This window comes from Lysinibacillus sp. fkY74-1, assembly GCF_053165895.1.
The window spans coordinates 1,662,439-1,687,800 of sequence record NZ_CP170173.1 but is presented as its reverse complement, the minus strand read 5'-3'; the positions used below and the strand labels follow the sequence as shown (position 1 = coordinate 1,687,800).

At 39.8% G+C, this 25,362-nt stretch carries 21 protein-coding genes and 1 riboswitch; of the genes, 2 read left to right on the top strand and 19 right to left on the bottom strand.

The window, feature by feature from the left end; translation table 11 throughout:
* Positions 1–32: 32 nt before the first annotated feature.
* From ACE1MS_RS07930 to ACE1MS_RS07860, 15 genes are all read right to left on the bottom strand, one after another.
* Entirely contained in the window at positions 33–1,010 is a 978-nt protein-coding gene (locus tag ACE1MS_RS07930) for an ABC transporter ATP-binding protein (protein ID WP_447402816.1), read from the bottom strand.
* Positions 979–2,013, bottom strand: coding sequence for an ABC transporter ATP-binding protein (locus ACE1MS_RS07925; RefSeq protein WP_012293871.1), 1,035 nt, complete (start codon positions 2,011–2,013; stop codon positions 979–981). The genes ACE1MS_RS07930 and ACE1MS_RS07925 overlap by 32 nt, the downstream gene beginning before the upstream one ends.
* A 15-nt stretch (positions 2,014–2,028) precedes the next feature.
* The gene (locus ACE1MS_RS07920; RefSeq protein ID WP_036215521.1) at positions 2,029–3,483 is read right to left on the bottom strand and encodes an aldehyde dehydrogenase family protein; all 1,455 of its coding nucleotides are present in this window, start codon (positions 3,481–3,483) and stop codon (positions 2,029–2,031) included.
* A gap of 10 nt (positions 3,484–3,493) precedes the next feature.
* Positions 3,494–4,240: an SDR family NAD(P)-dependent oxidoreductase gene (locus ACE1MS_RS07915; protein ID WP_332292666.1), complete on the bottom strand. Its 747-nt coding sequence runs from the start codon at positions 4,238–4,240 to the stop codon at positions 3,494–3,496.
* 1 nt (position 4,241) lies between these two features.
* A complete protein-coding gene (locus tag ACE1MS_RS07910; RefSeq protein WP_036215517.1) occupies positions 4,242–5,330 on the bottom strand; it encodes a tartrate dehydrogenase in 1,089 nt (362 codons plus the stop codon).
* Complete coding sequence (locus ACE1MS_RS07905) at positions 5,327–6,559, bottom strand: M20 family metallopeptidase (RefSeq protein WP_332292667.1); 1,233 nt, start codon at positions 6,557–6,559, stop codon at positions 5,327–5,329. The genes ACE1MS_RS07910 and ACE1MS_RS07905 overlap by 4 nt, the downstream gene beginning before the upstream one ends.
* A gap of 287 nt (positions 6,560–6,846) precedes the next feature.
* Positions 6,847–7,974, bottom strand: a complete 1,128-nt coding sequence (locus tag ACE1MS_RS07900; protein WP_012293866.1) for a conserved virulence factor C family protein — start codon at positions 7,972–7,974, stop codon at positions 6,847–6,849.
* Between the two features lie 12 nt (positions 7,975–7,986).
* A complete protein-coding gene (locus ACE1MS_RS07895) occupies positions 7,987–9,873 on the bottom strand; it encodes an ABC-F family ATP-binding cassette domain-containing protein (protein ID WP_012293865.1) in 1,887 nt (628 codons plus the stop codon).
* 719 nt (positions 9,874–10,592) lie between these two features.
* The gene (locus ACE1MS_RS07890; protein ID WP_031419547.1) at positions 10,593–11,207 is read right to left on the bottom strand and encodes an HD domain-containing protein; all 615 of its coding nucleotides are present in this window, start codon (positions 11,205–11,207) and stop codon (positions 10,593–10,595) included.
* A gap of 688 nt (positions 11,208–11,895) precedes the next feature.
* Positions 11,896–12,939 carry an S-methyl thiohydantoin desulfurase domain-containing protein gene (locus tag ACE1MS_RS07885; RefSeq protein WP_036167876.1) on the bottom strand — a complete coding sequence of 348 codons (1,044 nt, stop codon included), beginning with the start codon at positions 12,937–12,939 and terminating at the stop codon, positions 11,896–11,898.
* 15 nt (positions 12,940–12,954) lie between these two features.
* Positions 12,955–14,529, bottom strand: a complete 1,575-nt coding sequence (locus ACE1MS_RS07880) for an OPT/YSL family transporter (protein WP_036161268.1) — start codon at positions 14,527–14,529, stop codon at positions 12,955–12,957.
* 22 nt (positions 14,530–14,551) lie between these two features.
* Positions 14,552–15,304: an IclR family transcriptional regulator gene (locus ACE1MS_RS07875; protein WP_012293861.1), complete on the bottom strand. Its 753-nt coding sequence runs from the start codon at positions 15,302–15,304 to the stop codon at positions 14,552–14,554.
* A 12-nt stretch (positions 15,305–15,316) separates the two neighbouring features.
* Positions 15,317–16,996: a hydantoinase B/oxoprolinase family protein gene (locus ACE1MS_RS07870; RefSeq protein WP_036167867.1), complete on the bottom strand. Its 1,680-nt coding sequence runs from the start codon at positions 16,994–16,996 to the stop codon at positions 15,317–15,319.
* 3 nt (positions 16,997–16,999) lie between these two features.
* Positions 17,000–19,036: a hydantoinase/oxoprolinase family protein gene (locus ACE1MS_RS07865; RefSeq protein ID WP_036167864.1), complete on the bottom strand. Its 2,037-nt coding sequence runs from the start codon at positions 19,034–19,036 to the stop codon at positions 17,000–17,002.
* A gap of 436 nt (positions 19,037–19,472) precedes the next feature.
* Positions 19,473–21,152, bottom strand: coding sequence for a formate--tetrahydrofolate ligase (locus ACE1MS_RS07860; protein ID WP_031419539.1), 1,680 nt, complete (start codon positions 21,150–21,152; stop codon positions 19,473–19,475).
* A gap of 213 nt (positions 21,153–21,365) precedes the next feature.
* On the opposite strand from ACE1MS_RS07860, the gene ACE1MS_RS07855 reads away from it, so the two are divergent.
* Entirely contained in the window at positions 21,366–21,566 is a 201-nt protein-coding gene (locus ACE1MS_RS07855) for a cold-shock protein (protein ID WP_004269397.1), read from the top strand.
* A 104-nt stretch (positions 21,567–21,670) separates the two neighbouring features.
* Here ACE1MS_RS07855 and ACE1MS_RS07850 read toward each other — a convergent pair whose 3' ends face one another.
* A complete protein-coding gene (locus tag ACE1MS_RS07850) occupies positions 21,671–22,456 on the bottom strand; it encodes a VOC family protein (RefSeq protein ID WP_031419536.1) in 786 nt (261 codons plus the stop codon).
* A 158-nt stretch (positions 22,457–22,614) separates the two neighbouring features.
* On the opposite strand from ACE1MS_RS07850, the gene ACE1MS_RS07845 reads away from it, so the two are divergent.
* Positions 22,615–23,100 carry a flavin reductase family protein gene (locus ACE1MS_RS07845; protein WP_012293854.1) on the top strand — a complete coding sequence of 162 codons (486 nt, stop codon included), beginning with the start codon at positions 22,615–22,617 and terminating at the stop codon, positions 23,098–23,100.
* 83 nt (positions 23,101–23,183) lie between these two features.
* Here ACE1MS_RS07845 and ACE1MS_RS07840 read toward each other — a convergent pair whose 3' ends face one another.
* The 3 genes from ACE1MS_RS07840 to ACE1MS_RS07830 all read right to left on the bottom strand — a co-directional run bounded on the left by ACE1MS_RS07840 (position 23,184) and on the right by ACE1MS_RS07830 (position 25,352).
* The gene (locus ACE1MS_RS07840; RefSeq protein ID WP_012293853.1) at positions 23,184–23,339 is read right to left on the bottom strand and encodes a YezD family protein; all 156 of its coding nucleotides are present in this window, start codon (positions 23,337–23,339) and stop codon (positions 23,184–23,186) included.
* A gap of 69 nt (positions 23,340–23,408) precedes the next feature.
* Positions 23,409–23,504: riboswitch (SAM riboswitch) on the bottom strand.
* A 167-nt stretch (positions 23,505–23,671) separates the two neighbouring features.
* Positions 23,672–24,766, bottom strand: coding sequence for a DUF418 domain-containing protein (locus tag ACE1MS_RS07835; RefSeq protein ID WP_036170277.1), 1,095 nt, complete (start codon positions 24,764–24,766; stop codon positions 23,672–23,674).
* Entirely contained in the window at positions 24,756–25,352 is a 597-nt protein-coding gene (locus tag ACE1MS_RS07830; RefSeq protein WP_031419533.1) for a TetR/AcrR family transcriptional regulator, read from the bottom strand. Before ACE1MS_RS07830 ends, ACE1MS_RS07835 begins: the two co-directional genes overlap by 11 nt.
* Positions 25,353–25,362: the final 10 nt, after the last annotated feature.

The window sequence follows — 25,362 nt, the reverse complement described above, 5'->3', positions numbered from 1 at the left end:
CACCTCAATTATAAATAATTTAAATATTCAGATTATTCATCATATAAAAAGCAAGCGACGCGCTGATTTGCATTGTTCTCCAGAAGCTTAGGCCTCTCGTGCTGGCATCTTTCCATAACATATGGACAACGTGTATGAAACACACAGCCAACAGGTGGATTGATTGGACTAGGTAGTTCACCTTGTAAAAGTATTTCTTGTTTTGGCTCATCAAAATGGACGACTGGAATGGCAGATAGCAATGCTTGTGTATAAGGATGCAATGGATGAGCGTATAGCTCCTTCTTCGTCCCAATTTCCACAACCCGCCCTAAGTACAACACCGCCACACGGTCACTTATATGCTTCACAACACTTAAATCGTGGGAAATAAATAAATAAGTTAACTGAAATTCATCCTGTAAATCCATCATTAAGTTTAGGACTTGTGATTGCACAGACACATCTAATGCCGATACTGGCTCATCCGCAATAATGAATTCAGGGCGAATCGCAAGAGCCCTTGCAATCCCAATCCTCTGCCGCTGACCTCCTGAAAATTCATGTGGAAATTTATGCATCGCATCTTCAGGAAGTCCAACCTTTTGTAACAATTCTTTCACGCGCTCTTTGCGCTGTTCCTTCGTCAACGTTAATTGTAATTTCATTGGTTCCTCAATAATTGCTCCAATGCGCATTCTAGGATTTAGAGAGGCAAAGGGATCTTGAAAAATCATTTGCATTTGATTGCGATAAGATTGAAGCTTATTCCCTTTTAAATGCTGGATTGGTTGTCCCTTATACAATACTTCCCCAGCTGTTGGTTCAACGAGCTTTAAAATCGTTCGTCCAAATGTAGATTTTCCTGATCCAGATTCGCCTACAATACCTAGCGTCTCTCCTCGGTAGATTTCAATGGAAATATCATCGACCGCTTTGACCATTTTTTTCTCTTCTTTCATAGACTTGCGCTTCACAGGAAAGTAAGCTTTTAAATGATTAATTTCCAGTAAAACTTCTTTCTCCGTCATGTGCCAGCTCCTCCTTCTCTGTGAATAAATGACAGCGCACTTTATGTGTCTCTTGAATATGGTGTATGGTCGGACTATCCTGATGGCATTGCGCCATGGCATGCGAGCAGCGCGGTGCAAACCGACAACCTTCTGGTAAGGCATATGCTGGGGGCACAGTGCCCGGGATCGATGGCAGCCTTGTGACCTCCGTTTCAAGACTCGGCATTGTTTTTAACAGTGCTATCGTATAAGGGTGCTGGGGATTTAAAAAAAGCTCTCTTACGGGAGCTTCCTCCACTATTTGCCCTGCATACATGACCATGACACGGTCCGCTGTTTCTGCAACAACACTCATATCATGAGTAATAAATAAAATGGCTGATTGATGCTCCTCCTTCATTTTCATCATCAGCTTTAAAATTTGTGCCTGTACGGTTACATCCAATGCTGTAGTCGGTTCATCCGCAATTAATAGCTGAGGATTATTAGACATGGCAATGGCGATCATGACGCGTTGCCGCATCCCCCCCGATAATTGGTGTGGATATTCAGCGATTACCTTCTCCGCATTAGCAATCCCCACTTCCTGTAATAATTGTAGTGCTTTTTGCCAAGCATCTTTTTTTGAAACCTTTTGATGTCTTCGAATGCCCTCTACCATTTGATTACCGATAGTAAATACTGGGTCTAGGGAGGTCATGGGCTCTTGAAAAATCATACTAATTTCATTGCCACGAATATGGCTCATCTCTTTATTTTTATAGGCTAATAAATTTTTGCTGTTTAAGTGGATGCTTCCTGCTGTAATTTCCCCAGGAGGGATTGGCAGTAAACGCATAATGGCTAACGATGTAATACTTTTGCCACTGCCTGATTCTCCCACCAATGCAACCGTTTCTCCTTTATGAATGGTAAAGTTCACATCATCTACCACCTTGGCCTCTTTGCCATTCTTCAAATGGAATCGAATGGATAATTGATTGACCTCTAAGAGCACTTCTTTAACTTTTGCATGTTCCATAGGCGTCCCTCCCTGTTAGCGTTGAATAGGTGGTGCATAGCGTATGGCAATATTTTTCATTTGCGTATAGTTCCGCAGAGCAACAAAGCCCTTCTCTCGACCAATGCCACTTTTTTTATAGCCTCCGAACGGCATTTGTATACCACCAGCTGCCCCATAATTATTGATAAATACTTGTCCTGCCTGCACACGACTTGCCACATAATGAGCTGTATCAATATTCTGTGACCACACACCCGCAACTAAGCCATATTCTGTGCTATTGGCTAGAGTAATGGCTTCCTCCACGCAAGCAAATGTTAAAACCGTCAACACAGGCCCAAAAATTTCTTCCTGTGCTAAAGGATCATTCGGCTGTACTCCATCTAGTATAGTTGGCTGCACATAGAAGCCATTTTCATACCCTTTAATCGTCAATGGCTCCCCGCCAGTGATGACATAGCCGTCTTTTTTAGCTTGCTGTAATAATGTAGTGATTTTTGTATACTGACGTTCATTTAATAATGGCCCCATATCCATGTCCGCCTCACCAGGCCCCACCTGTATCGCTTGAAATTTTTGCACTAATTGTGGGAGAAATGTATCTTTTATACTTTCTTCAATGAGTAGTCGAGCCCCAGCAGAGCATGTTTGCCCTGCATTTTGAATAATAGCCCTTACAACGCCCTCTAATGCTTGCTCCATATTGGCATCCGCAAACACAATATTGGGTGATTTTCCGCCAAGCTCTAATGTTACAGGGACCACATTTTCTGCTGCCGCTCTCATCACTGCAATTCCAGTAGGAACAGAGCCCGTAAAGGTTATATGATTAATATCAGGATGTGAGGTTAAATATGGACCCACATCACGTCCCAGGCCCGTAATATGTTGAAAGATTCCTGTAGGCAGTTTCTCTGCAAGCCATTCCGTAATGGCATGTGTAGTAAGTGGTGTATCTTCTGCACTTTTCACGATAACTGCATTGCCTGTAGCAATCGCCGCAGCGACACTTCGTGCTGTAATTTGAACCGGATAGTTCCATGGCACGATATGTACCGTAATACCAACGGGTTCCAGTACTACTGCATTCAATAGTCCATCCTCAATTGGAATCGTATCCCCCATCACTTTATCAGCCGCTCCACCGTAAAATTCAAAATAACGAGCCGCCGCTTCAATATCTGCCCTTGCTTGTGTTAAAGGTTTTCCTACGTCCCGGCATTCTAGTAAACTCCATTCTTCGGCATGCTGACGAATATAATGAGCGAAGTCAATTAATAACTGACCTCGTTCAAAAGCCTTCCATTGTCGCCATTCATCACTTTCAAAGGCTCTACGTGCTGATCGCACCGCTTCTTCTACATGCGCTTGACTTGCATTACTAATTTGCGCAATGATTTCTCCGGTTGAAGGATTCTCAACATCTAGCAATACTTCTGCATCCCCATAAATCCATTCCCCATTAATCAACATAGGAATATTTTTCATCGTACCCCTCCTATAATCCACGACCACCATCTACATGTAAGGTCGTCCCAGTGACCATGCTAGCTGCATCAGACAATAAATAACTGACAGCTCCTGCTATATCAGAAGGCTTCACCAATCGCCCTAGTGGGACAGATTGCACAAACACACTTTGCTTGGTTTGCTCGACATCTGTCCCTTGTGCAGCAAATTGCCCAAGCATTTGTGTATCAGCAGGTCCAGGATGAATCGTATTAACACGAATTTGGTCTGGTGCTAGCTCAACCGCTAGCCCTCTCGTAAAGCTTTCCGCTGCACCTTTTGACGCAATATAGGCCTGTAAGCCAGGTCTTGGACGTACTGCTGAAATTGAAGCAATCGTCACAATAGAACCCTTTTGCTGTTTTTTCATAAAGGGGACAACTGCTTTTGTTGTTATAAATAAGCTTTTTACATTGACATCCATTAAGCGATTCCAATCATCCATTGTTACTTGCTCAATGGGCGTAGCAGCTTGTGCAATCCCTAGTGCATTGACAAGTCCATCCATTCTCCCATACTTATTAAAAATTTCCTGGAAGATGGCATTCACTCGCTCCTCCTGCAATACATTAACTTCAAAGCATTGCAGGGAGTCATGGGTTAAATTTGACAGCGCCGTTATGGATAAATCAAGTCCTATGACCAGATTACCCTGCTTAAGCTGCTCTTCAATAATGGCTTGTCCCATTCCGCCACCTGCTCCTGTCACAACAATCACCTTTGGCTCAGTTGCCATACTATACACCTCCCGCTGTTACAGACATATGACTGATTTCCTGACAAATCGCATCGCCCATTTGTGCCGTCGTTGCTTGTCCACCAATATCAGCCGTTTTTACGACGCCTTCTTCCAGTACTTTACTAATAGCTTGGACAATCAAATGTTCTAAATCCTTTCTTCCCTGATGTCCAAGAAGTAAGGCAAGCGACCATATTTGAGCTATTGGATTGGCAATACCCTTGCCGGCTATATCTGGCGCGGAACCATGCACAGGCTCAAACATAGACGGAAATTTCTTCTCTGGATTTAAGTTTGCAGACGGCGACAGCCCAAGCCCCCCAACAATGGCAGAGCCTAAATCAGATAAAATATCGCCAAATAAATTGGAAGCCACAACAACTTCAAATTCCTGTGGTCGTTCGACAAAATAAGCGACTAATGCATCGATATAAATGGATTCAAGCTGTAATTCTGGTGCAATTTGTGTCACTGTTTTTCTTGTATGCTCATCCCAAAATTTCATGGAATGTATGATTGCATTAGATTTTGTCGCACTTGTCAGCTTGGTTTTCCCTTGCTGCTGAGCATATTCACAGGCTGCACGAACAATTTTTTCAATTCCAATACGCGTCATAATTGTATTTTGAATCGTCATTTCTTGTGGCTGCTGTAGATACAGTCGACCACCACTATCCGAATATTCGCCCTCAGCATTTTCGCGGAAAATGACAAAGTCAATCTCGTTCTCGCCAGCTAGAGGTGAGGATATCCCAGGCAAAGATTTAATGGGACGGAAATTCACATACTGTTGGAAATTTTTACGAATCGGCATAATGAGCTCCCATACCGTGACATCATCTGGTACGCGAGCATCACCAATTGCTCCAAATAATATCGCATCATATTTTTGTAGTGTATCAAGTGCATCCTCTGGCATCATACAGCCGTGCGCTAAATAGTATTCAGAGCTCCACGGAAAAACCGTCGTTGTCATTTGTAAGGATGAATCCCGTTCTTGCACACATTTTATAACCTTTAATGCTTCCTGCATGACTTCCTTTCCAATGCCATCGCCTGGTATAACTGCCATTTTTATCGTTGTCATTGGACATCACCAGCCAAAAATTTTAATGCCGCTAAACGATAAATGGCAGTTGTTTCTGCCAATTCTTCAATATCTACATATTCATTGATTTGATGAGGAATTTCACGATCTCCTGCACCAACAGTCACTATTGGAATCCCATGGACATGAAGAAACGTACCATCTGTAGCACCAGGAACACCATTATATTTTGGCTCCTTCTCTGTCACCTCTGCTACTGCCTCGTAAATGGCCTGTACAACAGCATCTTCCTTAGCAGTTGCTGTAGCAGGTCGATTATCAAGAATCGTTAGTTCCACGTTAAAATCCGGATCATCTGCTTGTAATCGTTCAATAATGGATTCGATTCTTCCTAGTAGTTCATCATGGTCTTGGGCAGGAACCGTACGAATATCAAGTGTCGTCATGCAGTGATCAGGAATGACATTGATTTGTGCATCTCCTTTAACAGGCGCACGTAAAATCGTTGGTGTTATAGATGGCCAATTCAGCATTGGGTCACGTCCTAACCGAGCCTGCTCCTCTTTTTCTAGTTTCTCCAGCTCTACAATCAATCGTGCCATACGCCAGTTCGGATTAATGCCACTCCACGAGATTGCTCCATGTGCCATCTTACCGAAAATATCAACCTGTAAACGAATTGCCCCACGCTGTGCAATGCATACATTGTTTTCCTGTGGCTCACAAATAATAGCCCCATCTACTCCGTCTGCCCAGCCGTTTTTAATAAAATGTTTAATGCCCAGCATGAGCCCCTCTTCATCACAAGGAATACATAAAATAATCTTGCCTGTAAACTCTTCCTGATCTAGTAGTAGTGATTGACAGGCAGTAATCATACATGCGAGATTCCCCTTCGTATCATTTGTTCCCCTGCCATACATACGCCCCTCAACAATCTCTGCTCCAAACGGATCATATGCCCATGCATCTCGATTTCCTTCCGTTACAACATCTGTATGACCCTCGAAAAGTAATGTTTTCCCAGGCTTGCCCGAATCAATAATACCAATAACATTCGGCCGGCCAGGCACAACCTCCTCTACATGCGTCTCAATGCCAATATCCCGTAAATATGCCGCAACTACGTGTGCCACCTCCTCTTCATTACCCTTTGGATCATTCTCGCGGTAAACGCTTTCAATTCGTACTAGCTTTTGTGTTAACGCGATGACCGCCTGCCGATCTCGCACATACGATTTGGTTGTTTTTAAACTAGTTACTGTCATGCAAAGGACCTCCTATTTTATAGAATATTCTGAATTTATATTATTTTAACATTGACCCTTCTCTATGAAACTAGACAATATGTTAATAATTCATAGCATGACCTTAACTTTTTGTTTAGCAATAAATCGCTAAAAAACAACATTTTTTTCTACTTAATGTTATTTTTTATAATTTAAAAAGTAAACACCTTTGAAAATCAAGGATATTGAGCAACTTCATTTCTTTGGCATAAAGCTCTCACACCAAAATAAAAAAACCAGCAATTGCTGGTTTTTTTCTTCCATAATTATTGTTGGCGGGATTCGGTCATTTGCTTCCAAACCGAGCCTTTTGCTTCTTCACCTTGCTCGATACGGGCAATGGCCATTTTCACTTGTAGCTTTACTTCGAATTCTTTATCATCTTCAGCCGCTTTTAATACGGGTAATGATTGTTCTGTACCCACCTCATATAAATACATCGCTGCACGCCAACGTACCAATTTGTTCTTATCTTGTAGGGCTTGCTGCATAGCTCCTTCAAATTCTACAAAGCCAAGGTCGCTCATACAGTCACCTGCTGTACGTCGCACGGCGGCACTTTTATCTTGAAGGGCTCTCTCTAAATATGGAACTACCGTAACATCTTCGACCATCCCTAAATATACAGTTGCTAGACGACGAATAGACATTTGCTCATCCTGTAAAGCTAAATCTAACAATGGTAAATCATCCAGCTCCGGATCAGCCATTTGGTCTAACAACTGGAAGCGTTTCTCCCATTCTGGTTGTTGGAACTGTTCCACTGTTATTTTCAGCTTATTGGATGGAACGATTGCTTTTTCATCATCATTATTAATCGCAGCTACAATTTCTGCTAATCGTTCTGCAGAATATGTGACATCAATTTCCCTTTTGACCGCTTCTGCGATTTCTTCTAGTTCACCATACCGCACACCATAATCAATCCATTTACGCTGGAAAATATAGTTTTCATCTACTGCTGATTCAATAATTTGGTTAAAAGCCTCGACAAAACGATCACCACAGCTCATACGATGTTCACGTTGGTTATCAAACACTTTTACTTGTAGGGGTACTTGCTTATAGAACTGTACATGGACATAAACTTCCCCGTAAAACTCGTTAGCTACCATTGGTTCATCTTGCGTTTCAACGTCTTCACCTAATACTTGACGGATACTTGCTAAAATACCCTCCCAAGCATATTTTGCATTACGCTCCACCGCAAAGAAATCAGCTACATGATAAACGCCCTTTATCCCCTCAATAGCTAAAATAGCTGCTGCTTCGCCAGTCGCTTCATCTTTATTATCCTTTGTAAAATTATAGCTTTTCCCGAACGGTAGCTCTGTATCAACAACAATCTTCATAGAATTTGGACTTGGTGTCGGTTCAATTGTAATAATCTTCATGTCTATCGCTCCTTATCCGTTAGCAATTTCATCTAAATATGACCATCTTTCAATCAGATGCTCATACTGTGCATTTAGCTCATCAAGCTTAGCTGTTAATTCTTGTAGTTTTGTAAAATCTGAACCAGCATTAGCGATTCCCTCTTCGGTCTCCATAATAGCTGCTTCTGCTTTCTCAATATCATCTGCAATCGTTTCCCATTCTTTTTGCTCTTTAAATGATAGCTTTTTCTTGTCTGATTTTGGTTTTTCAGACTTCGGCTTTTCAGCTTTCGGTGCATCAACTTTAGCAGTTGCAGTATGCTCACGCTTCTCCAAATACTCACTATAAAGATCCAGTGTTTCCTCAACCTGCCCTTTTCCATCTAAGATCCATAGCTTTTTCGCAATACGGTCTAGGAAAAAACGGTCATGGGAAATCGTGATGACTACGCCAGGGAAATGCTCAATGAAATCCTCAAGCACACCTAATGTTTCAATATCTAAATCATTGGTTGGCTCGTCCAATAATAAAACATTAGGCTGCTCCATTAATAAACGTAATAAATGAAGGCGCTTGCGCTCACCACCTGATAATTTACCAATTGGTGTACCGTGTGCATGTAGTGGGAATAAAAATCGCTCTAGCATTTGAGCCGCGGAATAGCGTACACCCTCTGCATCTGTAATATCATTCGAAGCCTCACGTATATATTCAATCATACGCTCATTTTCATTCATTTTCGGTAAAGTTTGCTTGAAATGGGCGAGCTTCACTGTTGATCCAACAAGAATTTCACCTTGGTCTGGTGTAAGCTCTCCTGCTAGCATCTTTAATAAGGTAGATTTCCCTACGCCATTCGCACCAATTATGCCAATACGGTCACCTTGCTGGAGTAAAAATGAAAAGTTATCCAGAATCTTTTGCTGTCCAAATGCTTTCGAAATATTTTCAGCCTCGAGTACTTTGCGCCCAAGACGGGTTGTAGCGAGTCCCATTTCCAATGAAACATCCTCTGATTTACGCTCTAAATTCTCCTCCAACTTTTCAAAGCGTTGGATACGCGCTTTTTGTTTAGTAGAACGCGCCTTTGCACCGCGACGAATCCATTTCAACTCTGAACGATAACGGTTGCGATCCTTCTGAGCAGATGCCGCCTTCATTTCCTCACGGATGGCACGGGCCTCTAAAAAATCACCATAATTTCCGGTGTGTCTATACAGAGTTTGATCGGCTAGCTCGTAAATATGTGTTGATAATTCATCTAAGAAATAACGATCATGGGTAATAAAAATAACTGCACCCTTTAAGCGTAGCACCATCTCTTGAAGCCACTCCGTTGCCTCCACATCTAAATGGTTGGTCGGCTCATCTAATAAGTAGAGATCTGCTGGTTCAATTAATACTTTAGCCAATGCCACTCGTTTTTGCTGTCCGCCAGAAAGCGTTAGCACTTCTTTATCAAATGTTTCAATGCCTAGCTTTGTTAAGGCTGTTTTCGCAAGCGCATTGACATCCCATGCCTGCTCTTCATCCATACGCTGTTGCAAACCAAATAAAGTCTTTTGTAAACTTTCAGATGTTGGATTTACTGCCAGTGCAGCCACCGTTTCCTCATACTGACGATTCAGTTGTAAAACCGGTGAATCGCCAGCAAAGACTGCTTGCAAAACTGTTTCTCCTGATTGAAATGACGGTTCCTGTGGTAAATAGGCGATACGGTATTTGTTGGGGCGATCCATAGTGAGAGTATCCGCTTCGATATCCTCTGCTAAAATCGACAGCAGGGTCGATTTACCTGTACCATTAATACCGATTAAGCCAGCTCGCTCACCCTCATAAATGGTAAATTCAATATTTTCAAAAAGCGTTTTATCGCCCACAGTTTTTGTTAAATTTTGTACGATTAAATGACTCATTCCACTATTCCATCTCTTTCATGTTAGGTATTGTTCATGCCCACACTACTTTTATGTAGACGATTATTGATATCCAATATTCATCATAACATCAATTGACAGGTAAACAAAGAACAACAAACTATCAACAATTTGTCCTAATGACGTTCCCATTCTCCTGTAAATACACGGAAATTTGATGATCTTTTGTTCTAGTTCTGCTCGTTCAGCAGCTTTCCCCTTTTGATGAATTTGTTGTACAAAAGCGGTAGTATATTAGTATAAATTACCATTTGAGAAGTCTAAAACAGTAGTGTAACATACTATTCCAAGTTAATATAAAGGAGTAACATGATGAAAATTTCCAAGTTTATTGTTATGATTCCTAATTATAGAAGAGAGTTCGGACGATTCATTACGATTTACTGACTATGAAATCGCCCAATATGCAAGTATTGCAGATTTCATCGAAAAAACTTTCCATCACAATAAAATGGTTATGTCAACCACCCCACTATCATCAACTAAATGGAATTTGCTGTCGTAATTAATTTGTTTCTATATATCGAAAATTTGTATTCATTAAAGAAAAAAATATGAACAAACGCAGTGGATTGAAGGGGAAACTGTTTTTTAATTTTTATAGGGCTGAACATTCTCTTCCTATTTTTAATACTACGAAAGAAATACCCGAACATCACATAAAAGCACCTCCCTTCCATTGAGGGCGGTGCTTTATGCTATTGACCTATTTCATGTTGCAATTGCTGTAAAAAGCTTTCCATAAATTGATGACGTTCAAGTGCCATTTGCTTGCCCTTTTCCGTTACCATTAAATCCTTTAGCAGCAATAGCTTTTCGTAAAAGTGAGTGACAGATGACGTATTTTTTTGACGATATTCGGATTCTGACATATGTGTGCGTGCTTCTTCATCCTTATCATAAAGCTTGCGGTCTTTCGCACCACCATAGGCAAATGTTCGTGCGATGCCAATTGCTCCAATCGCATCTAAACGGTCTGCATCGCGAACGATTTTTGCTTCCAAAGATGTAGCCACTAGCTCATTTCCACCATTAAACGATACTTGTGCAATACAATCTCGAATATGTTGCTTTTTTTCTTCGCTAACAGGGAGCTCTGCAATGAGCTGTTCCTCCTGTTCCTTACTATCGGTATACTTTTTGTCGCTCACATCATGTAACAGCACCGCAATTTTAACAACCTCGGCATCGGCTGCTGGTTCTGTATGTAAGATCGCTAGCGCATTTTGATAGACACGCTCAATATGCTGAAAATCATGGCTGGCGTCAAACTGTTCATAAATTTCTCGTACTTTACTCATTAAATGATCCATAGTTCAAACTCATTCCCTTCCTACACGATTATACTGTATTTATAGCACTCACGAAAAATAAAAAATCAATAGCTTTTTAATTGACTAATTTTTCAGAATATTATAAGATAAACGTGCAGAACAAACAATTTGTTCTGTACCTCATATTTTTCAGCTTTGTACAAACAGCTATGTGTTTGACAGTATGAATATCAACTTCAGCGGGCTTACAATTGAATAGTATGTTTGCAAGATGACATAAGTAAAGAAAACCAATCATCAAACAAATAAAAGTGAACACTTTCCCTTAGAAATTCTTTGTTTAACCCGCATAGCACTATGTACAGCAGAAAATTGTGAACAACAAGTTAGTTGTTTTTACGACCAAAAGGTTATCATTAAATGGACGCCATGTGTAATTGTTTTTCGTTATTGGTTGTTACCTTCTTCAAGTTGTATGAACGTAGCTCCTCCCTTTAATGAAAATCGTACACGATGATGACTGCCAGTTTATGAAACCACATACATGAGTCGTACAAACACAATGAAGATTCTGTAAACCCAAATTGTAAGAAGCTATAAAGGAAGTAGGAACGATTGTGATAACATGTAATACCTTCCCGCTGAAGGACAAATAAAAGCTGCCCATCTTACAGTCATGTAGATGATGGCAGCTTTTATTATTTATTTTACTATTTAAAAGTAACTCTTACATCACACCCTTGATGACCTCATCAATTTCTTTTAACAGCTCTTGATTTTCCATCGTTGAACTTAATTTTAAATGAGATTGATCCACATGGATGACCGCTACTTGCATTCCTTCTTTTATACTCGCACTTGGAACTGGCAACATCTTTTCCGTATCGAATGTCATCATAAGATCTGGAAATTTTGATTGTAACTGCCCTTCTTTCGATAACGTCATATATTCATTCCAGAAAGTCAAATGGTAATCCCCAACGGATAATTTCCCTACATCAAAGCCATTTTCCTTCGTTAATACATAATTTTTTACCTCGCCCGAAACAATATGCTCCCCATTCAACAGTTGTAAAATATTGGACATTTTTTCATCAAAGGTTTGTCCCTTGAGGAAATGATAGCCAAGCTCAATAGCCATTGTAATAGCATTCGGTGCACCATGTTTCTGTAAATACTCTATGGTCACGGGATTCCTCGTTACGCCTACTAATCCTCCAGCTAAAATAGACGCTTGTCGGGCTGTTTTAGCCGTATTTTGTAGATGCCCCTCCACAAACCCTTGAACCGCAAAATCATCTTTGCCACCTGCGTAAAATTGTACAGATTGATAGTCTTGTTGTTCATGGAGATTTAGAGATCCCATAATACCTGTTGGATGTGCCCGCCCATTACATGGAGCATCCACGACGGGCACATGTAATAACACAGACTGCAACCAACCATTAATCGTTGTGATGGCACCATTTTCATTTGTGATGATGCCTTTTAGACGATGATTGGTATGTGCATTCATCTGGCGATAACTCCAGCAAAGCTGTTCGTTCGAAATATATTGTTCGGCTGCTGAAGGTGCGCCTACCATTGCCACACACGCTACTAAATCCTCATCATCTAATTCTGTTATATCGATTATTTGAGGTTCTCCGGCTGCAAAGATTTCCTTCACCAGTTTAAGTCCTTCCTCTAAGAGGCCACCTCCGCCTCCGCCAAGGATTGCTCCTCCATACACAGCAGCAATCCCATCCTCATACGTTAATACTTTTGTCATCGAGCATGACCCTTTCTATTTCCCTATTTTTAGAATAGAAGAGAAGAAGCTATATAAAGCATCCCCAGCAATAACACCTGCTGCAAAGACAGTCATTTCAGATTCTCTCTTACCTTTCGTTACATACGTGAAAATTACACGAAGTAAGATACCTGCTAATACTGCCCATCCAGCAATCGGATTGATCAGTAATAAACCTGTAGCAAAAAGAATACCCATTTGTCGTTTCGAGCCACCAATCAATTGGATCAATGCCCCTGGAATTGCCCAAATCATTAGTTGTTTCGCCACATCCCCTGTAACCCCAGATTGAATAGTTGCCGCATAAACATGGTTAACAGGAGCTACTAAATCTTGTGCAAAATATGATTTGTAGGATAGTAAAACAACAATAGCAGAAATGGAGAACGCCAACATACCAGCGATCATTTGCTGTTTGCGCCCTTCTTTTTCTAGTGCCGGATCACTACCATTTCCACGCAGAATAAAACCAGTTTTTAAATCATAGCCCATATCCGCAAATGCAACCCCTGTAGCTGCACTATAACCTGCTAACAAAGCAAGAGCTGGTGCAGGGAAGCCTATTAAAATACCAACAATCAATGTAATAAATGCCACTGCAAACGCTGGGAACCAACCCGCATGCATGGCCGCAATACCAACGATAAGCTCATGGACAAATGCTGCGATTGTGGCAAAGAGGATGAATCCTATTAGCATCCCAAATGACATATGTGTGATAATACCGCCTAAAACAGCGATTAATAAGGCAATGGCTAAATAAGCAATAAACCCAATACCAAAGGCTTGGCGAATTTCTTTTGCACCCTTTGAATAGATTAACTCTTCTGACTTTTTAATCGATTTTTTATTTAGTAAAGCAAAGGCTACTTGGAAAAGTGCCACAATCCCAGCACCAATCATAACCCCATGCGGAATATAATAAGCATTTAAGTCGACATTAAATAATTGAACAGAATAGCCTCTTAGTAGAAGCCCAACCCCAAACATTGTTAGTGCCCAAATATTGCCAATAAACGCTACCCCAAAAGCTGACATTGGAATTTTAAGAACAGACCCCACAATACCAATTAACACACCACCGATTAATACTTTGGCATTTTTACCACCTTTATCGCCCGCTTTAATAGCTTCAGCAGTTGCAATCCCTGGTGGCCAAGTACCTGTTGCTGGGAAAATCTTTGTATCAAAAAATTTATATAATAATAAAGCATCCACAAACATCGCTAAAATAACACCGATAAACAAAGGTAATACTAAATTTTCATAGCCCAAAACATAGGGAATACCAATTGGCAGCATTAAGCTACTCGCTGCACTAAATGTTGCGGCTGAAATGGCCGTTTGGATTATATTTTGTCTATGCACAGATTTAAATGCAATGAGCTTGCCAATTGGGATTCTTCCTAGAATCATCGCAAATATTGCCCCTACGATAGACGTATTAGCAGAAATCCCTAAAGTTGTAATCAGCTGTATCCCGATAATAGCCCCAACTACAGATGTAAAGACAATCATGAGTAGAGTCATAGGCTCCAAAGCCCGTGGGTGTAATACTTTATTATTCATACTGTCAGCTCCCCTATTGCTGTTATAGTTTTGAAATATGCGATTGTATCTGTTGAACTACTTTTACTAACTGGTCAAGCATATATTTCTCCCTTTGATCATCTATATCATATACTAATCCAGAAATTGTAAGAGATGCGATAATTTCTTTTTTATAGTTGAATAACGGTACACTGATGCCAAAAGCGTGTTCATTGTATTCACCAACGGTTATACACCATTTTTGTTGGCGTATACTTTGTAGCTCTTCCCTTAATGTCTCAAAAAATTCCATATGCTCCTCTTTCGATTGCTTGTTTTGAAAAAAAGCTATTAATTCAAGCTGTCTATCCTCTTCTAAAAAGGCGAACATGACTTTACAGGAAGCACCGATGTAAAGGGGTGTCTTAGTTCCTAAAGACACCGCATACTTTACATTTTTATTACTTTCGGCAATTTTTGTTGTGACACCATATTCATTGTCCATGTAAGTGAGAAATACCGATTCGTTTATTTCACTTGCAAGATTTTGCATTAATTCATAAATAGTCGAGTGTGGGTCCATTGTATGTGAGAGCACATCATAAAAAAGGAACATTTTGTAGCCTAATTTATACTTTTTTGTACCTTCATCCTGTAATAAATAACCCGTTTCTGTAAATGTATTAATGGCTCTTTGTACGACACTTGTCGGCATTTTCATCATGCGCGAAATTTCACGAACACCTAATGCATTTTCTGTCGTCGCAAAACACTCTAGTATATCTAATGAGTTTTTTAATGTCTTGACAGTCATATATTTCTCCCTTTAAGCGTTTTGATAACCGTAATGCTTTTTCGCTACTTCTACCGAAATATATTCATTTAACACATCACGCTCAATAGCCTCTTTACTTCTTTCAAGTGGGTTTCCATAGCCACCACCTGTTGCTGTAACAAGCTCAATACGATCGCCTTTTTGCAATTCATAATTGGCTAGTACGCCAACTGGTCCAATCGTAGAGCCATCCTTTTTATGAACGATTAAATAGTTATGAGAGCCTTCGCCTCCTCCACTTAAACCGAATGGAGCGAATTGGTGTCTCCCTAAGTTGACTGAAACCTTTTGACCATCATTATTAATTGTATAGACACGGCGTACACCAAAGCCACCTCTAAATTGGCCTGTACCTGCACCGTCACAGTTTAAGCTATATTCATCAATTTGAATGCCATATTTCGTTTCTGCAATTTCAACAGGTAAATTATAGGTTTCACCGTCTCCCATACAATATTGCCCGCTTTGACCATCTTCATCATTTGATGCTCCCCAACCACCAACAGATGGTTCAACGATAAGGAAGGACTCATCATTTTCAGGATTTTTACCTGTTAGAATAAATGTACAAACGGATTGTAAATGTCCAGCAGATAATCTTTCTGGTAAATGTGGCGCAAGTGCTTTCCAAATTAAATCAGCTGCCCCAATACGTGCCTCAAAGTTCATGGATACAGGATGTGGGCGCTTAGCCGAGACAATGGAATTTTCATCCGTTAAAATAGTTAAGCGTTTAAAGACTCCCTCATTAATGACATCTATATCACCTAGTAATGCTAGGAACATCACACGCACACTTGCCATTAAACCAAATTTGGAGCAGTTTACTGGCACATTTACCGCTGGGTGGGAGCCTCTAAAATCACAAATAAATTCTTCATCACTAATCGTTACTTTCACTTTAATCGGGTATGGTCCACCCTTTAATGGATCTCCCTCAATAAAGTCCTCTGCATAAAACTTACCTTTAGGCAAATGCTGCAGCTCTAGCTCTACAATTTTTTCTCCTTTGTCCAATAATTTTTGAATCGACAATTTCACCGATTCAGCACCAAACTTTTGACAAAGCTCTGTGATTCGCTTTTCGCCTGTTTTTAAGGCGGCCACTTGTGCAAACATATCGCCGATAGATAGCTCTGGTAAACGAACATTTGTAGAAATAATCTCATAAATGGCTTCGTTCAATTCGCCTTTATGATAAAGTTTGACACCAGGCAGTTGTAGACCTTCCTGATAAATTTCATTAGAATTACTTGTAAATGAACCAGGGTCCATGCCCCCTACCTCTGTCCAGTGTGCTTTATTGGCAGAGTAAGCAATAATTTCACCTTGATAAAAGATGGGAAGCACTAAGCCAACATCTGATAAATGCGAGCCTCCCCCTACATACGGGTCATTAATAATAATGACATCGCCCTCATGCAACCTTTGACCATTATCGAATTTTTCAATTACTCTCTGCACCATTGGACTTAGCATACCAATAAAGCTTGTAACACCATTTCCTTGGCTAATTAAGTTCCCCTGTGCATCTGTTAAACCACAAGCATAGTCTAATACTTCATAGATTACGGGACTCATAGAAGAGCGCGCTAGAGCGACAAACATTTCATCCCCTATGGCTAGCAATGAATCCTGAATAATCTCTACAGCAAAAACGTCTTTTTTCATGATTTATTTTCCCTCCATCTCTACAATCAAATTTCCATATTTATCAATTTCTATGGATTGCTTTTCATTGATCACGACTGTAGATGTTGGATTTTCAACGATAGCAGGGCCTGTAATGACATAACCCGGAGCAAGCTTTTGTTGATCATAAACATTGACCTCAACCCACCCCTTTTCTTTTACATATAAGTTGCGTTTTGTTTTAATACAAGTTGACACATCAATATGAGAGAAATCTAATTCTTTAAATTGAACAGCCTCATCTTTTCCATAGATGGTAAGATGTAGATTCACTAATTCTATTGGAGTAGTTGGTAAATCGAATGAAAATTCTTGTTTATGTTTTACATGGAACGCTTCAGCCAATTGGAGAAGCCCTTTATCATCAATTGTGATATTCGATGCGTTCAATTTAACTGCATGCTCTTGGCCTTTATAACGTAAGTCATAATTAATTTCGAAATAATAATGCTCTTTCGATAAAGGTGCGTCTGCATAGGCACTTTCAATAGCTTGATTAATATTCGCTTGAATGTCAGCAAGATGCACGTGATCAAAGTCCATTAAACTTGTTTGAATATAGTCTTGGCGATATTCTGTCATCATCATTCCTAATGCAGAAAAGACAGAAGAGCCATAAGGGATAATGACCTTTTTCATGCCTAATTCCTCTGCTAAATTAATAGCATGTAGTGGACCACCACCACCAAAGGCAACCATTGTAAAATCTTCTGGGTCATAGCCTTTACGAATGGAAATGAGCTTCAACGCATTTAACATATTAGAATTCGCAATATCTAAAATACCTTGCGCTGCTTCCTCGGCTGAGACATGAAACGGTTTCGCAATCGCTTCAATAAGTGCCTCCTCCACTTTGTCAATAGAAACTGGATTATCGAAGTTTGCTAATGATAATCTTCCCAAATAAACATTAGCATCTGTAATTGTTGGCTGTGTATTACCTAACCCATAGGCTACTGGACCTGGGTTTGCCCCAGCAGAATCTGGACCAACCTTTAAGGAACCGAACTGGTCCACACGAGCGATAGAGCCCCCACCATTGCCGATTTCCACTATATCTACAACTGGTGTTTTAATGGGATAGCCAGCAAATTTTTCATTTCTTTCAATATAGTAATCTGTCGTAACATTTACTTTGCCATCTGTAATAAGTGAGCATTTCGCTGTCGTCCCCCCCACATCAAAGGCGATAATATTGGATTCATTTAGAAGCTCACCTAATTTTGCAGCTCCAAACATTCCGGCTACAGGGCCAGATTCTACTAGATTGATTGGCAGCTCCATCGCTTTATCAAAGCTTGTTGTACCACCATTTGATTGCATAATTTTCAAATGGTCGGTAATACCAATTGTACTTAATTTTTCTTTTAAGCTTTTTAAATAAGCATGAGCAATTGGCTTTACATATGAATTTAAAACAGTTGTATTGGTTCTTTCATATTCACGATATTCTTTAATGGTTTCGCTTGAAAGCGTAATATACACCTCAGGCCAAATGTTCAATATTTCTTCTTTTAATTGCTGCTCGTGAATGGGATTTTTATAGCCATGAATTAAGGAAATGGCAATTGCCTCTACACCTAACTCCTTAAATTGACGGACAATCTTACCAACTTCATCCCTATTAAGCGCTTTCATAATATTTCCTTTAAAATCAATGCGTTCATCAATTTCTTGTCGTAAATAACGCTCTACAAAAGGTGCTGGCTTTGTATATTTAAAATTATATAAGTCTGGTCGGTTACCACGTGCAATTTCTAATACATCACGGAAGCCTTTTGTTGTAATTAATCCAACTACGCCCCCTTTTCTCTCTGTTAATGTATTGATAATAACAGTAGAACCATGAATAAATGATTCAATGAGAGAATCCTCTGTTACATGTCGTCCTAATACGTTTAATATACCATCCTCAAAATGCCCTGGCGTCGTATGCCCCTTGTCAAAATGAAGATTTCCTTTCTCATCTGTATAAACTAGGTCGGTAAAAGTACCGCCAATATCTGTTGCGATTTTCAAGACTCCATCCCTCCGCGTTCCTATAATCGGTACAGTGTTCCGAATTAGAATTAAGTAAATTATATTTAAAATAAAAAGAAAATTCAATGTATTTTTTAAATAAAAATTCATTTGACAATTGCACAGCGTTGTAAAATTCCGCTTTTCCTTTCCAATATTAGATAATTATAAATAAAAATTACCAAACACATTTATATAAGGAAGCTTCTCGAGTTTGTAATGGCATGAAAAGAAATCCTAGTTTTTAAACTAGAAACTTAAATTTTCTAAAAAAGTGATGATGAATGTTTAGACAATTTTCAACTATAAGGGGAGATGCCTATTTTAGTGGCACTGGTGGGAGAAATAGTAGTGAAATAAAAAATGTTTAGGCTCCTATCAGCCAACCAATAAAAAAAGCTGCCCCTATTTTAAAGGGCAGCCTTTCAACATTTTATTAGAACAATCCTACCGCATGTCCGTCATTGTCGACATTCATGCGTAACGCAGCAGGAGCTTTTGGTAAGCCCGGCATTGTCATAATATCGCCTGTCAGGCAAACTAGGAAACCTGCACCTAGCTTCGGTATCACCTCACGAATTGTCACTGTAAAGCCTTCAGGACGTCCAAGTAAACTTGGTTGATCGGATAAAGAGTATTGCGTTTTCGCCATGCAAATCGGCAAAGAATCCCAGCCAAATTTTTCGATTTGAGCCATTTGTTTTTTAGCTTGGTCAGTGAATTGGACATCTTTCCCACCATATACCTTTTGTACAATAGTGCGTACTTTTTCTTCAATGGATTCTGTTACATCATATAATGGTGAGAAGTTGTTTTCTTCTTCCAACACAGCTAGTACTTGTTCAGCTAAGGCTACTCCACCTTTACCGCCCTCTTCCCAGACATTTGTTCGGGCAATACGTACATGGTTTTCTTGGCACCAGTTTAGAACTGCTTCCAGCTCTGCCTCTGTGTCTGTAATGAAACGATTTAATGCAATAATCGGTTCAACACCAAATGTACGTACCGTGTCGACGTGTTTAGCTAAATTTTCAATCCCTTGGAGCAGTGCTTCCACATTTTCACCGACAAGTGATGTTTTTGGAACACCACCGTGCATTTTTAATGCACGAATCGTTGCTACAATCACAACGGCACTTGGCTTAAAGCCTGCTTTACGTGCTTTAATATTCATGAACTTTTCAGCACCTAAATCAGAGCCGAAGCCCGCTTCCGTCACCACAATATCCGCTAGTTTACGAGCAGTTTGTGTCGCCATAATGGAGTTACAGCCGTGGGCAATATTTGCAAATGGACCACCGTGTATAATTGCTGGTGTCCCTTCCAATGTTTGTACTAAGTTTGGCTTAAAGGCATCCTTTAATAATAATGTTAAGGCACCCTCTACCTGTAAATCACGCACAAAGACAGGCTCACGCTCAAAGGTATAGCCAATCACGATGCTAGCGATGCGTTCGCGCAAATCCTCAATACTTGTTGCTAAACAGAACACTGCCATAATTTCCGAGGCAACCGTAATATCAAAGCCATCTTCACGCGGCATGCCCTGAACAGGTCCACCTAATCCCACAATCACTTTACGTAATGAGCGATCATTCAAATCCATCACACGTTTCCAAATAATACGTCGTGGATCAATGTTTAAGACATTCCCTTGGTGGATATGATTATCAATAAATGCAGATAAAGCATTGTTGGCTGTTGTTATCGCATGAAGATCACCAGTGAAGTGTAAGTTAATATCCTCCATTGGTACAACCTGTGCGTAGCCCCCACCAGTTGCGCCACCTTTTACGCCCATTACTGGACCAAGCGAAGGTTCACGTAACGCTACCATCACTTTCTTATTTAATTGATGAAGGGCATCAGCTAGTCCTACAGTCACAGTTGACTTTCCTTCACCTGCTGGGGTTGGACTAATAGCTGACACTAACACAACCTTTGCGTCCTCACCTTGAGCTGTAATTTTTAATGGGTCAATCTTTGCTTTGTAGCGGCCATACTGCTCAAGTGCATCCTCTGGAATACCTGCAGCATGGGCAATTTCCGTAATAGGTTTGATTACTGCTTGACTCGCGATTTCTAAATCTGTTAATGGTTGATTTTTCGTTGTCATTTGGCATCCTACTTTCTATGTTGTTCATTTCCATTATAGTCTTAATTGTGAAAAAAAAGAAAGCCAGATATGCTCGCATTCCGACAATCAATTGACATTTTTGTTCAATTCATGTATGTTCTAAGAGAAAATGCTATTTTTTCACATTTTCTCATTGATAGCACGATTTCTTTAACTTTATTTTACTTTCAAGCGCATTGGAGGCGAATGCTTATGCAACAGGGGATCGTAAAGTGGTTCAATAATGAAAAGGGCTATGGCTTTATTGAATGTGATGATGGAGAAGATGTATTTGTACATTTTACGGGCATCCAGGAGGAAGGCTTCCGTACACTTGAAGAAGGTCAAAAGGTTTCATTTGATGTTGTGGAAGGCAATCGCGGCCCGCAAGCATCAAATGTTGTAAAATTATAAGCTAGGAAACTGAAGGTGGATGAAATATTTAAAAATAGTTCAATCCGCTTTTTGACATGTTTACACATAAAAATCCACTTCAACGATTGAAGTGGATTTTTAATTTATCTATTAATCCAATAAAAAGCACCTGGACAAACTAATGTTTCCTTGGTTCTGTGTGGATCGTTCAATGTTACACCGATAGGCCCTTCTTTTAAATGCCCGAGCGTCATGCTAGATGCTGCCGCTTCCTCATAAAAATCCAAGCGCATATTCGGTAGCTGTAGAGACACAAACTGCTCATGCTGCACAAACTTGGGTAGCTGTAATACCTTCTGCCAAAGCTGCACCGTCTTCTCCACATCCCTGACATAAAACTGAATCGATTCCATGGTAATAGCTTGCGTTTCATCAATCGCGCCACTAGCTTTTAATTGAGCAAGACGTTTCTCATCTTCATCTGCCCATTCAATTAAGAATGGGAAATCCAATGCAAGGTCAGCCCTGCCAAAATGCAATAGCTTCCATTCGATTATCGTGCCATCTGGTCTTGTTCGACTACAAGCATCGGGACCATATACATCAAAGCCCAATGCACGCAATCGTTGACCCTCTTCTTCAATATTTTGGGTGCGCAAGGCAATTCGTGAAAATCCTTGGCGCTCATGATTACGTTTAAACGTATAATGTAGGGAATATGGGTACTGGGCCGCTTGCTCAAATAAATCACGATCATAAATAGCGATTTGTTCAATATAGCTTAAGCCAAAGTAGCTTAGCGTATTGTAAGTCCCCCACATCGTGTGTTGACCACCGTTCACTGTATGGACATTTCGTTTATTGAAGAAAACCTTTATATTTTCCGGAGATTCTACTTGATGTACCAGATGATCAAAATATAAAGTCATGGCAATTCCCCTTTCTTTCCCCCATTAGCTTTACCTAGATGTGTAATTGATTTAATATTTACTTAAGAAAAGGAGTTACTAGCTGGTATGAAAAAAAGTGCAATTTCCCTACTAACTCCGTTAACTAATTTATTACTCACTATAAAGAGGTGATTTGAATGACAGATCATGTAGCTGCTTTTAAATTGGCATTAGGTAACTATCCTACAGGTGTAACGGTTGTTACAGCATGTCATGAAACGAATCCAATTGGCTTAACCGTCAATTCTTTTGCATCTGTTTCCATTGACCCACTACTTATTTTATGGTCACTGGATAAAAAATCTCAGCTCCATCCTTATTTTATGGGTGCTGGAAAATTCGCTGTTAATATTTTAGCGAGTGATCAAGAGCATTTATGTACATTATTTGCAAGTAAAGTCCCAGATCGCTTTGCTCAGGCAAAATGGTCTACTTCATCATTTGGGCTACCGATTTTACATGATACAGCAGCTATTTTACAATGTAAATCATTTCAACAGATAGATGCTGGCGATCATACTATTTTTATTGGGCAAGTACTAGATATTACAAATTCTCAAAAGGAACCGCTTCTCTACCATCGCCGTCATATCGGTCAGATTCCAAAAAGCTTTTATAGCTAATTCTCATAAAAAAAGGGCCACTTGTAAGCAACGGAAACCATGCTTATTGGTGGCCTTTTCACATCGTTCATCTGAAATGATCTTTATTTCTTTTGTGGAAATCTCTGCTTTTCAAGCCTATTAATTTGAACAATTACACCATCCTGAATCGTAATATGCACTTCACCAAATTCAAGATTTTGAATGGCCTTTGCAATAGCCTCTAATTTCTTATCTTCTACCTTTGTCGACTGAGCCATACGATACACCCCTTCTTTCTGATTCTTGTTGTACAAAAGAGGCCAATGCATCAAGCTAATTGATAGCCCCTCCTATCTCTCAGATACATCTGTTGGATTTGGCACCTATTTTTTCGGTTGCCGAGGCTTCATTGGGCCAGGTCCCTCCACCTCTCTCGATAAGAGTACTGCGTTTCTTGAAAATAATTCTATAATTCTGTTATACGATTGTCAATATAAAATATTAGAAAACCTAGCTGAATACTTTGTAATGTGTATTTTAGATTAGAAAACTGCCTATACCTAAAGTATTTTATGCCTAATCAGTAAGAAATAGATGGCTATCTACTAATTTATTTCGAACTCCATTTCCTCATCAAGGATTCAAGTGGACCGCGATGATGTTTAGCTCTCCACCAAACAGAAGTAAACACACATCCTAAAAAGTAACAGCAGGCATACAGCATGGAAAAAGCAAGCGTTTGATTCTCCAGCTTTTGGCAAACAATTAGTATCCCAATCCCTATAAAAACATGGCCAACATAATGGGTTAAAGACATTTGCCCGGTTAAGATGAAAGCTTCAATGACTTTATTTTTACATGTCTCTACAAGATAGATGGAGCCTACAATGAGGACTATAGCCGAAGCCGAATTAGATAGGACATACATCATATTTGGTGGAATCGGTCCCGTATCAAATAAATACAATGCACTCTCTACATCTAATAAATGGATGGTTGTTGTTATCTTAATAAATAATGTTGAAAAAGTCTCAGTCATTATGACTAGCAATAAACCTGTCACTAGTAAGATTTTTCTTATAGTACGATTTGTTAAATCTAATGTGCCGATTAACATCCCCATCAGAAAGAAGCAAATCCAGGGGAATAGTGGGTGATAGCCATTAAACATCAAATTTCTTATAAATCCTGCTGGTGTCCAAAAATCAAGATACTCTAGTAAGACATATGTTGGATGCCAACCAGCAAGGTAATTAAATTGAATTTGAAGCCATTGTGAAAGGATGAGGATAGCACCTATGATGAAGATCATCATTTTCTTGGATTGCGCAATCAGACATGCGGCCACAAACATATACACGCCATAATAATGTAATATATCTCCTGTCCAGCCGATCACATATAATATTAGCCCAATCGTAAATAACAAAAACGACCTTTTCCATAAAGTAAGTCGATTCTGACGAAGAAGCAGTGGGTCCTTAGTCTCTCTAGCCTGACGAGTCATTAAAGCTATCCCTATTCCTGCTAACATGACAAATACAGCGGAAGCACGCCCCTCGAAAAGATTTTGTAAGGTAATCATCCATGCTGAACCATTCGTTGTAGAACCTGTTATGACTCCAAAATTTACAATGAACATCCCTAGCATGGCGAGAGCTCTTGCAAAATCAAGACCTTCAATGCGCCGATTGTTATTGATCATTTTTGTCCCCTTGGATAACGCTATGTACTGCCTCCTTCCAAATAGCTCTATAGTTCAATTGGTTGCCTGTTAACATGAAATTACCGATATTATCATAAACCAGGGCTAGCATCTGTGCCTTTGCTTCTATATGGGGAGTATCCTCTAGCACCCCTAGCTTCACGCCATATCGTAGGACTTCAACAAAGCTTGTTAAAAAGCTAGTTTCTAGCTCCACTAATTGTTTCTTATAGTTTTCATCGCGAGCTGCTAATAGTACATATTGATTAAATATTTTATTAAAATAAGGATCCTTCCCCTGCGCTTCAATAGACTTATAGCCTAGCTCGAGTAATTTCTCCTTGAAATTCGTATGAGAAAGCTCCTTATAATTCACAGCGATATCCTGTTGAATTTCTTTATACAGTGCATCAAATAAGTAAGAAATTAATTGATCCTTTGATTGAAAATAATAGTAAATGGCTGGTTTTGATATACCGACCTCTGCAGCAATCATTGCTAAACTTGTTTTTTCAAACCCTTTAGTTGCAAACATCACATAAGCCACATCTATGATTTTTTGAAAAGTTTGTTCTTTATTCCCCATTATAATCCTC